The organism is Roseiterribacter gracilis (genome assembly GCA_018332375.1).
Taxonomy (GTDB): Bacteria; Pseudomonadota; Alphaproteobacteria; order BOG-932; family Roseiterribacteraceae; genus Roseiterribacter; species Roseiterribacter gracilis.
Window position 1 is genome coordinate 1449017 of the sequence record BOPV01000001.1, and the last position, 12950, is coordinate 1461966.

The window sequence follows — 12950 nt, forward strand, 5'->3', positions numbered from 1 at the left end:
CGACCGGTAGAGAGGTTTCCACTCCATGCTGGACGATTCTTCCTTCGCCCGCCTCGGGCGCCCGCGCCGCCTTTGGGCCGTGGCCGCCATTCACGGCCAGCACGAGCGCCTCGCCGCAATCCACAGCGCCATCGAGCAGGATCTACTGCCCGGCGACCGGGTCATCTATCTCGGCAACTACATCGGCCGTGACGGAGATCCGGCTGCGACGCTCGACGAGCTTCTTGCCTTCCGCATCGACACGCTGGCGCGACCGGGCTGGGACACGGACGATCTGGTCTATCTGCGCGGCCAGCAGGAAGAGACCTGGTCCAAGCTGCTGCAGCTGCAATTCGCACCCAATCCGCGTGAAGTCTTGGCCTGGATGCTGCGCCAGGGCGCCGGCCGCACGATCGAGGCCTATGGCGGCGTTGTGACCCAGGGCGAGTCGGCGGCGCGCGAGGGCGCCGTGGCGCTGAACCGGTGGACGAGCCGGCTTCGCGACGGGATTCGGGCGCGCCCCGGACATGAGAAATTCTTCACCGTGCTGCAGCGCGCCGCATTCGTCGAAGCCGGTGCGCTGTTTGTCCATGCCGGGTTGGATCCGACAAGACCGCTGGCCGCACAGGGTGATGCATTCTGGTGGGATGCGTCAGGTTTCGAACGAATTCAAAGTCCTTACGAGAATTTCGGCCGCGTCGTTCGTGGCTTCGACCCGCATAAAGCGGGGCCGAAACACGACGGATACGCGATCACGCTGGACGCTGGATGTGGCTTCGACGGACCTCTGCGGGCGGCGCAACTCAGCCCTGAAGGAGCCCTCCTGCAGCTTGTCGAGGCCTGAACGGGAGCGTTCAGTTCTCCCGGGCGTTCTTCTTGCGCGCCTGCCTGCGGATACACATCTACGGGCACCGGTTATCGGGCCGACGCCAATTGGGACGTCGGCACAGGAGGTGGCCAATGGCACACATTGATGACCCGACGACGCAGCGGGCCAACCTCGCTTACATCAAGAACGCGATGCGCGAGCCCTTGCTGGAACGCGATCACGAGTTCGACCTCGCCCGGCGTTGGCGCGATGAAGGCAACGAGCAGGCCCTGCACGAACTCGTGCGCGCCTACGCCCGCCTCGTCGTCGCCACCGCAACGCGCTTTCGTAATTACGGCCTGCCGATGGGCGACCTGATTCAGGAAGGCAATGTCGGCTTGATGCAGGCAGCAGCGCGGTTCGAACCAGAACGCGAAGTGCGGTTTTCGACGTACGCGGCCTGGTGGATTCGCTCCGCCATGCAGGACTACATCCTGCGCAACTGGTCGATCGTGCGGACTGGCACGACGGCGGCGCAGAAGTCGCTGTTCTTCAATCTCCGCCGCTTGCGCGCGAAGATCGAAGGCAAAGGCGAAGGCATGACCGATGTCGGTCGGCAATGGATTGCCGATCAGCTTCGTGTCGGCCGTTCCGACGTGACGGAAATGGAGATGCGTCTGTCCGGTGCGGACCAGTCGCTCAACGCGCCTATCCGCGAAACCAGCGAAGATGAGTGGCAGGACTTCCTGCCCGACGCGCGTCCCAATCCCGAAGACATCGTGATCGGGCTGCGCGACGCCGAGACCCGTTCGAAATGGCTTGCCGAAGCGCTGGGCGAATTGTCTCCGCGCGAACGCACCATCATCCAGCAACGCCGCCTCGGCGACGAAGCGGTCACGCTGGAAGAGTTGGGCCATGAGCTGGGCGTGTCGAAAGAACGCGTCCGCCAGCTTGAACAGCGCGCGCTGCTAAAGCTGAAAAACTCGATGCTGAAAAAGGTCGAGCGCCCGAGCGACTTGTTGCTCGAAGACGCCTAGGTCCAAGCCCTGCGCGCAGGACAAACCCGGGCCGCGGTCCCGCAAGGGATCGCGGCTTTTTCTTTCGCGTTCGGCCGGTATACAACAACCTTATGAGCCAGCCGCGCACGTTGTTTGAAAAGATCTGGGATCGCCACGTCGTTCATCGCGAACAGGACGGGACGTCGGTCCTCTATATCGACCTGCACCTCACCCACGAGGTCACGACCCCGCAGGCGTTCGAAGGGCTTCGCGCGGCCGGTCGCAAAGTTCGCCGGCCCGACCGCACCATCGCCGTTGCCGATCACATCGTGCCGACCACCAAAGGCCGCGTCTTCGGCCCCGACGAAGCCGAAGGCAAGAAGCAGCACGACACGCTGGTGAAGAACGTCGCGGAATTCGGCGTTCCTTTCTACGGCATGGACGACATCCGCCAGGGCATCGTGCACATCGTCGGCCCCGAACAAGGCATGACGCAGCCGGGCATGACGATCGTGTGCGGCGACAGTCACACCGCAACGCACGGCGCGTTCGGTGCACTCGCTTTCGGCATCGGCACCAGCGAAGTCGAACATGTGTTGGCAACGCAAACCTTGTTGCAGAAGCCGGCCAAGACGATGCGCATTACGGTCGACGGCAAACGTCCGATCGGGACGACGGCGAAAGACATCGTGCTTGCGATCATCGGCAAGATCGGCACCGCCGGCGGCACCGGCCATGTCATCGAATTTGCCGGCGAAGCAATTAGCGATCTGTCGATGGAAGGCCGGATGACGGTCTGCAACATGACGATCGAAGCCGGCGCGCGCGCCGGTCTGGTTGCGCCCGACGAAACCACGTTCGCCTATCTCAAAGGCCGTCCGCACGCACCGCAGGGTGCGGATTGGGATGCAGCCGTTGCGTTGTGGCGCAGCCTGCCGTCCGACGCCGGCGCCAAGTTCGATCGCGAAGTGCAACTCGATGCCGCGACGATCGCGCCGCAAGTGACGTGGGGCACCAGCCCGCAGGACGTCACCTCGATCGAAGGCACCGTGCCCGACCCGGCCAGCTTCGAGGACGAAACCCGTCGCGACGCAGTTGCCCGCGCGCTCGACTATATGGGTCTGACGCCGGGGCAGAAGCTGACCGACGTCACCATCGACAAAGTGTTCATCGGGTCGTGCACCAACGCGCGCATTGAGGACCTTCGCGAGGCCGCGAAGGTCGCCGCGGGACGTCACGTTGCGCCGAACGTGCAGGCGCTGGTCGTGCCGGGCTCAGGCCTGGTCAAACAGCAGGCTGAACAAGAAGGGCTCGATCGCGTCTTCATCGAAGCGGGCTTCGAATGGCGCGAACCCGGCTGTTCGATGTGCCTCGGCATGAATGCCGATCAGTTGAAGCCGTTTGAGCGCTGCGCCTCGACCTCGAATCGCAATTTCGAAGGACGCCAGGGCGCCAAAGGCCGAACCCACCTTCTATCCCCCGCCATGGCCGCCGCCGCTGCGGTGACCGGACACCTTACGGACGTGCGCCGGATCGCCTGAAACCGTTGTCCGCTTGCCTCGCCCCCCGCCGGCACGCGACAACCGGTCTAGGGATTGCTTTGGGACGAGGGCATGGCGATGGACCAATACGAGTATCTGACCTTCCGGCGACTGATCACGCCGTCGCTCGTACAGCTCGTGTTCTGGTTGGGCCTGGTCTTCATCGTGATCATCGGCCTCGGCACGATGTTCACCTGGAGCTTCTGGCAGGGCCTCGCGATCCTCGTCCTTGGACCGCTGGTGCTCCGCATCTACTGCGAAATCGTCATCGTGCTGTTCCGCATTAACAACACGCTGACGGACATACTCGACCATCAACGCGAAACTGCCGCGCGTCCTGCAACACCGCCCTCGATCTGAGATCTGACATGCAGCCTTTCACAAGCTTGACTGCGATCGCGGCACCGATGCCGCAGGTCAATATCGACACCGACGCGATCATTCCGAAGCAGTTCCTTCGCACGATCGAACGGTCGGGGCTTGGCAAGGCCGCGTTCTTCGCCTGGCGCTACAATGACGACGGCAGCGAGAAGAGCGACTTCGTGCTCAACCGCGAACCCTATCGCGGCGCCAACATCATCGTTGCGGGCGAAAATTTCGGCTGCGGCTCGTCGCGCGAACACGCGCCGTGGGCGCTGCTTGATTTCGGCATCCGCGCCGTCATCGCACCGTCCTTCGCCGACATCTTTCATTCGAACTGTTTCAAGAACGGCATTCTGCCGATCGCACTGCCGCAGGCCGAAGTCGACAAGCTGATGGACGACGCGGCTGCCGGTCGCCAAATCACCATCGACCTCGCGCGCCAGAAAGTCGTGCGCCACGTCGGCAACAACGAAGAAATCTCGTTCGACGTCGATCCCTTCCGCAAACATTGTCTGCTCGAAGGTCTCGACGATATCGGGCTGACCATGGCCCACGCTCCCGCAATCGATGCCTACGAGGCCGGTCGCAAAGCGGAAACTCCCTGGCTGTTTCGCTGAAGGCCCCTGCCATGACGACGATGAAGCGTGTGTTGGTCCTTGCCGGCGACGGGATCGGGCCTGAGGTCGTTCGCGAAGCGTTGCGCGTCATCGACTGGATCGATCGCCGCCGTCACGTCCCGTTCGACGTGCAGCAAGGCGAAGTCGGCGGTGCGGCGATCGACGCGCACGGCACGCCGCTCGCCGACGCGACGATGGCGCTGGCACAGGAAGCCGACGCGGTTCTGCTGGGCGCGGTCGGCGGTCCAAAATGGGACGCGCTGCCCTTCGCGCAGCGCCCCGAACGCGGCCTGCTGCGTCTGCGCAAAGAATTGCAGCTCTACGCCAATCTGCGTCCGGCCACCGTCTTCGCGCCGCTGGTCGATGCCTCGACCTTGAAGCCCGAAATCGTGCGCGGCCTCGATCTGATGATCGTGCGCGAACTGACCGGCGGAATTTATTTCGGCGAACCGCGCGGCATCGAATTGCTGCCCGACGGCCAACGCCGCGGCATCAACACGCAAGTTTACACGACCAGCGAAATCCACCGCGTCGGTCGCGTCGCGTTCGATCTGGCGCGCAAGCGCGGCAGCAAAGTCTGTTCGGCCGACAAAGCCAACGTGATGGAATCCGGCCGGCTGTGGCGCGAAGAAATCCAGAAGCTGCGCGACGAGTCCTATAGCGACGTCGAGCTGGAACATATGTATGCCGACGCGGTGGCGATGGAGCTGCTGCGCCGTCCGAACCGGTTCGACGTGATCGTCACCGACAATCTGTTCGGCGACATTCTGTCGGACGAAGCGGCGATGATGACCGGCTCGCTCGGCATGTTGCCGTCGGCCTCGCTGGGCGACCAGCGCGCCGATGGTGGCCGCAAAGCCTTGTACGAACCGGTGCACGGATCTGCGCCCGACATTGCGGGCAAAGACCTCGCCAATCCGATCGCGACCATTCTATCGCTGTCGATGATGCTGCGCTGGTCGTTCGACATGCACACCGAAGCCGACCTGATCGAACAGGCGGTCGAAGGCGTGTTGGCGTCGGGTACGCGCACCGGCGACATCATGGCGCCCGGCATGGCGCGCGTGTCGACGACGGTGATGGGCGATTCAATCCTGCACGAGCTGGACAAGCTCTCGGCGTAGCTACTTCTTGGGCAGAAGCGCTTTCTTCAACGCTTCGATGTCGATCGGCTGCGCGTAGACTTTGGTGCTTTCCATCACGCGCAGCATGAAGTTGCGCACCGAGTCCGGCGTCTCGCCCACGGTCGTGCCGCTGCCCAGCAGCATGAGCCAATCTTGGTCGGTGATCTTCGCCAGGTACCAGCGCGAGCGCGGTGGCGCGGCGCCGTTCGGCAATTCGATATTGATCCACATACCCTGCCGTCCGTCGCTGAACGTCAGTGGCGTCGAGTTGGGGTAGATCTGAAATTTGAGCTGCTTGGAAATATTGGCGGCAAGCTGATCGCGAAACACGATCAAGCGGCGCGTCGCATCGTCGAACCCCGCCGGGTCTTTCGGCGCCGGCGGCACCAGCACCTGCAGCGGCTTGCCATCGACGACATAGGTCGAGCTGCTTTTGCCCGGATCAACTTCGTGTCCTTCGAGACGCATCGTGTACCAGCGCAACGGATCGTTCGAGATCACGAACAGACCAGTCGGCACGCGGAACACAGTGATGTCAGACTTCGGCCCCGGCAGTTCGCCGCGACCGGCGAACGCGTCCTGTGCGCTCAGGCAAAGCAGCAATGCCAGGAGCGCCGCAAACCTCATGTCGCGATCGCGTCGATGCGCACGGCGCGGAAATCCAGCGCCGCAGCGAGCAGCGCCTGGGTGTAGGGATGTTCGGGACGTTCGAACACGTCTTTGGTGCGGCCGCGTTCAACCACACGCCCGTCTTTCATCACGATCACTTCATCGGCAAGCGCACGCACGACTTTCAGATCGTGGCTGATGAAAAGGTAGGCCAGGCCCCGCTCCTCTTGCAGCTTGCGCAGCAAGTCGACGATCTGCGCCTGCACCGACATGTCCAAGGCAGAGGTCGGCTCGTCCAGCACGACGAAGCGCGGCTCCAGCACGATGGCGCGCGCGATCGCGATACGCTGGCGCTGTCCGCCCGAAAATTCATGCGGGTAGCGGTTGCGGCTGTTGGGATCGAGACCGACTGCGCGCAACGCATCGACGACGCGTTCCTCGCGCTGCTTGGCGTCGGCGATGCCGTGCACTTTCAAGCCTTCGGCGATGATCTCGCCCACCGTCAAACGCGGGCTGAGCGAACCGTACGGATCCTGAAACACGATCTGCATTTTGCGCCGCATCGGACGCAGCTGTTTCGGCGCCCAGCCTTGCACGTCGACACCGTCGAACCGGATCGTGCCTTCGCTGTCGATCAAGCGCAGCAGCGCCTGGCCCAACGTCGTCTTGCCCGAACCCGATTCACCGACGACGCCGACCGTCTGGCCCGGCCGCACCGCAAGATCGATCCCGTCGACTGCACGCACGTGATCGATCGTTTTGCGAAACAGACCGGCCTTGATCGGGAACCAAACTTTGAGCCCTTCGACCGTCAGCACCGGCGGCGCCGACGCTTCATGCGCAACCGCCGCCCCTTTCGGTTCGGCCGCAAGCAGCGCTTGCGTGTAGGCGTGTTTGGGATTGGCGAAGAGTTCGGCTGAAGGCGCGGTCTCGACCACCTCGCCCTTGCGCATCACGACGACGCGGTCGGCCATCGCACGCACCACGCCGAGATCGTGCGTGATCAGCAGCAGCGCCATACCGAACCGGTCGCGCAAGTCGCGCAGCAATTCCAGAATCTGCGCCTGGATCGTCACGTCGAGCGCCGTGGTCGGTTCGTCGGCGATCAACAGATCTGGTTCGTTGGCGAGCGCCATCGCGATCATTACGCGCTGCCGTTGTCCGCCCGACAGCTCGTGCGGATAGGCACCCAGCCGTTGTTCCGCTTTCGGCAAACCGACCAGCTTCAGCAAATCCAGCACGCGTGCGCGGGCTTCGGCGCCGGTCAGTCCTTTGTGCAAGGTCAACGTCTCGGCCAGCTGCTTTTCGATCGTCAGCAGCGGGTTCAATGACGTCATCGGTTCCTGGAACACCATCGCGATGCGACCGCCGCGGATTTCGCGCAGACGACCTTCGCGCGCACGCACCAGCTCTTCACCGCTGAACTGAATCGAACCGCGCGTCGCGCGCGCTGCGCCGTCGGGCAGCAGCTGCAGGATCGATAGTGCGGTAACCGATTTGCCCGAACCGGACTCGCCAACCAGCGCCAAGGTCTCGCCGCGTGCGATGTCGAACGAGACACCGCGAACCGCTGCAACCGCCTCGCCCCCGGGCGACGGAAAATCGACCTCGAGATTGCGGACAGCGAGAATGGGCTCGGACATGAAACCGGACTAAAGCCGCACGTCAGATACGTCCAGCCCAACCGCATCTTGCAGGCGCGTGATCCCGTCGCGTGCGAGCAATGAAGCCAGATCGCGCTTGATGCGGGTGATCAACGACGGGCCTTCGTAGACAAGCGCTGTATACAATTGCACCAGCGACGCGCCGGCGCGGATCTTGGCGTAGGCGTCGGCGCCTGACGCAATGCCGCCGACACCGATCAACGGCACCGCTGGCCCGGCGATTTTGCGCACCTGGCGCAGGACGTCGGTCGACCGCGCGAAGAGCGGCTTTCCTGACAGACCGCCCGCCTCTTTTGCGACGGCAGCCGGAATCGAGGATGGCCGGTCCAACGTCGTGTTCGACACGATCAACCCATCGGCACCGCCGCCCAGCGCCGCTTCGACGACGGCTGCAATTTCGCGCGGCTCGAGATCGGGCGCGATCTTCACCAGCAACGGGATCGGCCGGGCGCGCGCGGCGCGCACCTCGCGCACCAGCTCGCCCAGCGGCGCGTGCTGCAGCTCGCGCAGGCCCGGCGTGTTGGGCGACGACACGTTGATGACGAGATAGTCGGCCAGCGGCGACAGGCGCGCTGCGCCCGCGACGTAATCGGCGACCGCATCGGTCTGGTCTTTGTTCTTGCCAAGATTGGCGCCCAGCACGCCCCGACTGCGCCGGGCCGCTAGACGCGCCGCGGCGGCGTCGAGCCCTTCATTGTTGAAACCCAGCCGGTTGATGACGGCGCCGGCGGTTGGAATCCGGAACATGCGCGGCTTGGGATTGCCGGGCTGGGCCAGCGGCGTGACCGAGCCGATTTCGACAAAGCCGAAGCCCAACCGGTGCAGCCCGTCGATCGCCTCGCCGTTTTTGTCGAACCCGGCCGCCATCCCGACCGGATTGGCGAAGCTCAGCCCCAGCACCTGGATCGCGAGCGACGCGGGATCCGGGCCGGCGGCAAACGGGACCAGGCCCGACTGCAAAGCGCGAATAGTCAGACGGTGGGCCGCCTCGGGATCGAGCGCATGCAGCAGCGGACGGGCCAAAGGCCAAAGGGATTTGGAGAAATCGAGCACCGGCGAGCGCTACGGAACGGGGGTAGCCGGGTCAAGCGTCTCGCGGTTCGCGAGAAGTCTTTGCGTCTTGCGAAGGTGGGTTCGGCGAAAACCCCGCGTTTTCACCCTCTGTGGTGGTGAACAGGTCCGGCACCGCGCTTGCTACGCGTCCCGAAACACTTTGGGACTAGGGGGTTCCGCATGACGCAATGGGCTTCACGACGCGCAGCCGACTCGCGCGACCCGGTTCGGGTCGCCCTTTCGATCGCCGCGATGCTTGGACCGAACCAGACCAGGCTCGTTCCGGAAGCGCCGAGCGAAAAAATGCTCGAAGCGGCCGTTGCCGCCGGCGTCTCCCGCGAACAGGCGCGTGCCGCCTGGCGTGCGATGCTGCAGGCCGAAACCGCCTAAAGCCTTTCGCCGCCCGCGCGGCTGCGCGGCGCGGCGAAGTTCAGATAGGTCAGCCGCTTCACTTCCCAGCGGCCGCGCGTGACCGTGTCGAGCACGAGACCGCAGGTCAGGCTGAGGAACGACAGAAGCGCAATACCAGTCGCGAGAACCGCCGACGGAATGCGCGGCACCAAGCCGGTCCGCGCATAGTCGGCGAAGACTGGCGCTGCGATCGCCAGCGCCAGCAACATCAGCGTGCTGGCGATGATCCCGAAGAAGGCGAGCGGACGCTCTTCCTTCATCAGCTTTATGATCAGCATCAAGATCACCCAGCCGTCGCGGAACGTGCGCAGCTTCGACGCCGATCCCGGCGGCCGGTCTTTGTACGCGGTCGAAACTTCCGACACCGGCATCTGCAGCTGCAGCGCATGCACGGTCATTTCGGTTTCGATGCCGAAGCCGCCCGCGATCGACGGGAACGACTTCACGAAGCGGCGTGAGAAAACCCGGTAGCCCGACAGCATGTCGCCGATCAGATCGCCGAACAGCACGCGCACCATGCCGGTCAGCATCATATTGCCGAAACGGTGACCGGGACGGTACGCGGCCTGAATGTCGGTGACGCGCGCGCCATTCACCATGTCGAGCTTTTCGTCGATCAGCTTGCGCACCAGATCGGGCGCAACCTTGGCGTCGTAGGTATCGTCGCCGTCGACCAGCACATACACGTCGGCTTCGATGTCCGCGAACATACGGCGCACGACATTGCCTTTGCCTTGGCGCGGTTCCAGAGCGACGCGCGCGCCGGCCGCTTTCGCGACTTCAACCGTGCGATCGGTCGAGTTGTTGTCGTAGACGAAGATCTCGGCGTTCGGCAGCGAAGCGCGAAAATCGGCGACGACTTTTCCGATCGCCGCTTCTTCATTGTAGCAAGGGACCAACACCGCAACGCGCGGCCGGGCCGCTTCAGTTGCGGCTGTCGTTTCAATCCGTCCGACCTGGATCGCTTCGGTCATGTGGAACCCCTTCTAACAACGCGGCACAGGCCAAGCGGCCGTCCGATATTCGACGTGACGGTGGAGCAGGAAGCGTCGTCGGCATCAAGCCCGTAGGCCGCCAACGCCTGGTCGCGGTAATTGCGCTCCCAGTCCGAGAAGATGACGTAAAGCGGGCCGCGATGGGCTGCAACGCGCTCTTCCAGAATTGCGGTCAGCCCGGTCCCGTCCTTGGGACCGACCAGCCAGCCATCGATGCGCAGCCACGGCACCGACGGCGGCGCCGACGGGATCACGTAGCTGTACGGATATTTGCCCGTGCCCAACACCATCGCGTCGGGCTCGAGCGGCTGCATCTGCACCTCGACATAGCGGCCGGCGAAGCTGGCCCGTTCGAGCGAAAACGACACCATCGCCTGCGTCATCACCGTCAGCAGCACGACGGTCGCGACCCGCGCGGCGCGCGGCGCGTCGGTCCAGCCGATCAAGACCGCGATCGCAACCGGCGCCAGCATTTCGATCGGCAGCGCATAGCGATAAATGCCGAACACCAGCGCCCACGGCAGATAGGCGCCCGCGACATAGGCCAACAACATGCGGCCGCGCACGCGGTCGGCGAGCGGATCGGCGCTGGTGCGTTTCGCCACCATCGCAACCAGCATCACAAAGGCCAGCACATAGGCGACCGCGATGCGCACGTCGCGGAAATCCCACTCGGCGACTTTGCGCGAGTCAGTCGTGAAGATGAACGGGAACAGAATGCGCGTGAACCAATCGCGCGGCCGGAACGTCGGATCGCTGTAATCCGCAATCTTGATCAGCGGCGACTTGAAGATCGTGTTGGCGAACGGGAAGAGCGGATTGCCGGTTTCGCGCCACAGCGCGTACCACCAGAAACCACCCGTGATCGCCGCACCGATTGCGCCGCCAAGTCCGAACAGCACGATCGCACGCAGCTTGGCGCGCGGACCGCCGGCGAGAAACAACAACGCGCCCAAACTGCCGACCGCGTAGATGCCGGTGGTGAGTTTCGCACCGACGGCAAAGCCGCACAGCACGCCAGCCAGCAGCAACATCCACCAGCGTTTGCAATCGGCAGCCAGCAACAGCACCAGCAGTGACGCCAACACCGGCAAGCCGACGAGAATGTCGTTCGACGTGCTGCCGATCTGACTCATCGTGCCGCCGCCCAGCGCACCGAAGAATCCAAGCAGCGACGCAACGGCCAACCGGATCGTCGCACCGTGCAACGGCAGCACGTGCCACGCGATGGCGGCGATCAGGATTGCCGATGCGCCGGCATGCAAACCCAGCCACACGCCGCCCCACCAACCGGGCCCGGCATTCGCAATCCACCACAGCGGCAGATCAAGCAGCGGCGAGTAATAGGTCGCGTGATGCGCGACCGCGATGTCGAACATGCGCCGCCCGTTGAGCAGCGCGTACGGCGTGTACCAATGATAATTCTGAAAGTCCCACGCCGCTTCCTTGCCCAGCACCAGTGCGAGCACGGCGAAGAAGACGAGCGCTGCAAGCGAGAGCGCGCCGACGATGCCTTTGGTCATGGCCGAGCGAACTAACGGCCGAGTTGGGCAGCGCGGTGGCGAAACACGGCGTGTTTCGTACCGAGATAGTTGAACGCCAAGCCCGCGATCGCGCCCGCGGCAACACCCAGCACCGGATGTTCGGTGACGCGGCTGATGGTCAGCACTAGGCCGCTATAGACGCCGTAATTGACCAAGCCACCGATCGAATTGACCGACAGGAAATGCAGCCACTCGCGAAGCAGCGAGCGCACCGGCGGGTTTCCGAAGGTGAAGACGCGGTTGAGCAACCAGGTCGTCGTGGCGGCAACCAGGAAGGACAGAAGCCGGCCTGCATAGAGCCCCAGACCCAGATCATCCTTCGCCAGATAGAGAACGCCGGTGTCGACGATGAACCCGACCACGCCGACCGCGGCGAAGCTGAGGAATTGGAAGCGCCGGGCCAAGGCGGCCAGCCGGGGGGTGAGACGTCGAATCATGGGCGAGCGACCAGAACATAGGCCCGGACCCCACAGTTCCGCGACGGCCGCGGTGCCGATCGTCGCGGCGGGGCGTTGGTGAGACTCACATCCTGCAATGGGACGGGAATCCAACCCATTCCTAGACAGGCAACCCAGGACGATGGGACGCTATGCCCATGTTGACGCACGCGGATGTGTGGCGCGCGATCGACCGTCTGGCGGAACGGCACGGCCTGTCCACGTCAGGTCTGGCACGTAAGGCGGGTCTCGATCCGACCACGTTCAACAAATCCAAGCGGGCCACCGCAGATGGCCGGCTGCGCTGGCCGTCGACCGAAAGCATCGCCAAGGTGCTGAGCGCGACCGGCAGCTCGCTGGGCGAGCTGGTCGGCCTGACCGAGGGCGACGCGCAAACCGCCCGGCCCGGCCGCCGGCTGCCCCTGCTCCATCTCGGCGCGGTCGGCACGGACGAACCGTTCGACCCGAGCGGCGACCCGGCTGGCCCAGCCTGGGACGCGACCGACTTTCCGCAGCTCGACGATCCGCGCGCCTTTGCGATCGAGATTTCGGGCGACGGCCAATTGCCGGTCTATCGCGACGGCGATCTGCTGGTCGTAACGCCAGCCGCCACCGCACGCCGCGGCGACCGCGTCTTGTTGCGCACGCGCGCCGGCGCGTTGGTGCTGGGTTCACTGACGCGACAGACCGCGACGCGCATCGACATCACGCCCTTCGCGAACGGCGCCGAAGCACAGAGCTACGAACGCGAGGACGTCGCCTGGATCGCGCGCATCCGCTGGGCCTGCCAGTAAGGCGCAAGCCAAA

At 64.4% G+C, this 12950-nt stretch carries 14 protein-coding genes; 8 read left to right on the forward strand and 6 right to left on the reverse strand.

Annotated features, from left to right (window positions below; all coding sequences use genetic code 11):
• Positions 1 to 79: 79 nt before the first annotated feature.
• The 6 genes from TMPK1_RS07185 to leuB all read left to right on the forward strand — a co-directional run bounded on the left by TMPK1_RS07185 (position 80) and on the right by leuB (position 5430).
• On the forward strand, positions 80 to 823 hold the full coding sequence (locus TMPK1_RS07185) for a hypothetical protein (RefSeq protein WP_420242280.1): 744 nt from the start codon (positions 80 to 82) through the stop codon (positions 821 to 823).
• Between the two features lie 116 nt (positions 824 to 939).
• Entirely contained in the window at positions 940 to 1824 is an 885-nt protein-coding gene (locus tag TMPK1_RS07190) for an RNA polymerase factor sigma-32 (RefSeq protein WP_420242281.1), read from the forward strand.
• Between the two features lie 92 nt (positions 1825 to 1916).
• Positions 1917 to 3326 carry a 3-isopropylmalate dehydratase large subunit gene (gene leuC, locus TMPK1_RS07195; protein ID WP_420242282.1) on the forward strand — a complete coding sequence of 470 codons (1410 nt, stop codon included), beginning with the start codon at positions 1917 to 1919 and terminating at the stop codon, positions 3324 to 3326.
• A gap of 72 nt (positions 3327 to 3398) precedes the next feature.
• On the forward strand, positions 3399 to 3686 hold the full coding sequence (locus TMPK1_RS07200; RefSeq protein WP_420242283.1) for a DUF4282 domain-containing protein: 288 nt from the start codon (positions 3399 to 3401) through the stop codon (positions 3684 to 3686).
• A gap of 8 nt (positions 3687 to 3694) precedes the next feature.
• On the forward strand, positions 3695 to 4306 hold the full coding sequence (leuD, locus tag TMPK1_RS07205) for a 3-isopropylmalate dehydratase small subunit (protein ID WP_420242284.1): 612 nt from the start codon (positions 3695 to 3697) through the stop codon (positions 4304 to 4306).
• A gap of 11 nt (positions 4307 to 4317) precedes the next feature.
• Complete coding sequence (gene leuB, locus TMPK1_RS07210) at positions 4318 to 5430, forward strand: 3-isopropylmalate dehydrogenase (RefSeq protein ID WP_420242285.1); 1113 nt, start codon at positions 4318 to 4320, stop codon at positions 5428 to 5430.
• Here leuB and TMPK1_RS07215 read toward each other — a convergent pair whose 3' ends face one another.
• From TMPK1_RS07215 to TMPK1_RS07225, 3 genes are read right to left on the reverse strand one after another with little or no spacing between them, the layout of a single operon-like run.
• Positions 5431 to 6057, reverse strand: a complete 627-nt coding sequence (locus TMPK1_RS07215) for a hypothetical protein (RefSeq protein ID WP_420242286.1) — start codon at positions 6055 to 6057, stop codon at positions 5431 to 5433.
• Complete coding sequence (locus TMPK1_RS07220; RefSeq protein WP_420242287.1) at positions 6054 to 7682, reverse strand: ABC transporter ATP-binding protein; 1629 nt, start codon at positions 7680 to 7682, stop codon at positions 6054 to 6056. The genes TMPK1_RS07215 and TMPK1_RS07220 overlap by 4 nt, the downstream gene beginning before the upstream one ends.
• A 9-nt stretch (positions 7683 to 7691) precedes the next feature.
• Complete coding sequence (locus TMPK1_RS07225; protein WP_420242288.1) at positions 7692 to 8756, reverse strand: quinone-dependent dihydroorotate dehydrogenase; 1065 nt, start codon at positions 8754 to 8756, stop codon at positions 7692 to 7694.
• 180 nt (positions 8757 to 8936) lie between these two features.
• On the opposite strand from TMPK1_RS07225, the gene TMPK1_RS07230 reads away from it, so the two are divergent.
• Positions 8937 to 9146: a hypothetical protein gene (locus TMPK1_RS07230; protein WP_420242289.1), complete on the forward strand. Its 210-nt coding sequence runs from the start codon at positions 8937 to 8939 to the stop codon at positions 9144 to 9146.
• Here TMPK1_RS07230 and TMPK1_RS07235 read toward each other — a convergent pair.
• Genes TMPK1_RS07235 through TMPK1_RS07245 form a run of 3 tightly spaced genes read right to left on the reverse strand, consistent with a single transcriptional unit; the run spans position 9143 to position 12143 of the window.
• Positions 9143 to 10141 (reverse strand): glycosyltransferase family 2 protein, encoded by a 999-nt coding sequence (locus tag TMPK1_RS07235; RefSeq protein WP_420242290.1) that lies wholly within the window; start codon positions 10139 to 10141, stop codon positions 9143 to 9145. The two genes, TMPK1_RS07230 and TMPK1_RS07235, sit on opposite strands and share 4 nt — an antisense overlap.
• Positions 10138 to 11685: a hypothetical protein gene (locus TMPK1_RS07240; protein ID WP_420242291.1), complete on the reverse strand. Its 1548-nt coding sequence runs from the start codon at positions 11683 to 11685 to the stop codon at positions 10138 to 10140. The genes TMPK1_RS07235 and TMPK1_RS07240 overlap by 4 nt, the downstream gene beginning before the upstream one ends.
• Before the next feature lie 11 nt (positions 11686 to 11696).
• The gene (locus TMPK1_RS07245) at positions 11697 to 12143 is read right to left on the reverse strand and encodes a GtrA family protein (protein ID WP_420242292.1); all 447 of its coding nucleotides are present in this window, start codon (positions 12141 to 12143) and stop codon (positions 11697 to 11699) included.
• Positions 12144 to 12301: 158 nt separating this feature from the next.
• On the opposite strand from TMPK1_RS07245, the gene TMPK1_RS07250 reads away from it, so the two are divergent.
• Positions 12302 to 12937: a S24 family peptidase gene (locus TMPK1_RS07250; RefSeq protein ID WP_420242293.1), complete on the forward strand. Its 636-nt coding sequence runs from the start codon at positions 12302 to 12304 to the stop codon at positions 12935 to 12937.
• Positions 12938 to 12950: the final 13 nt, after the last annotated feature.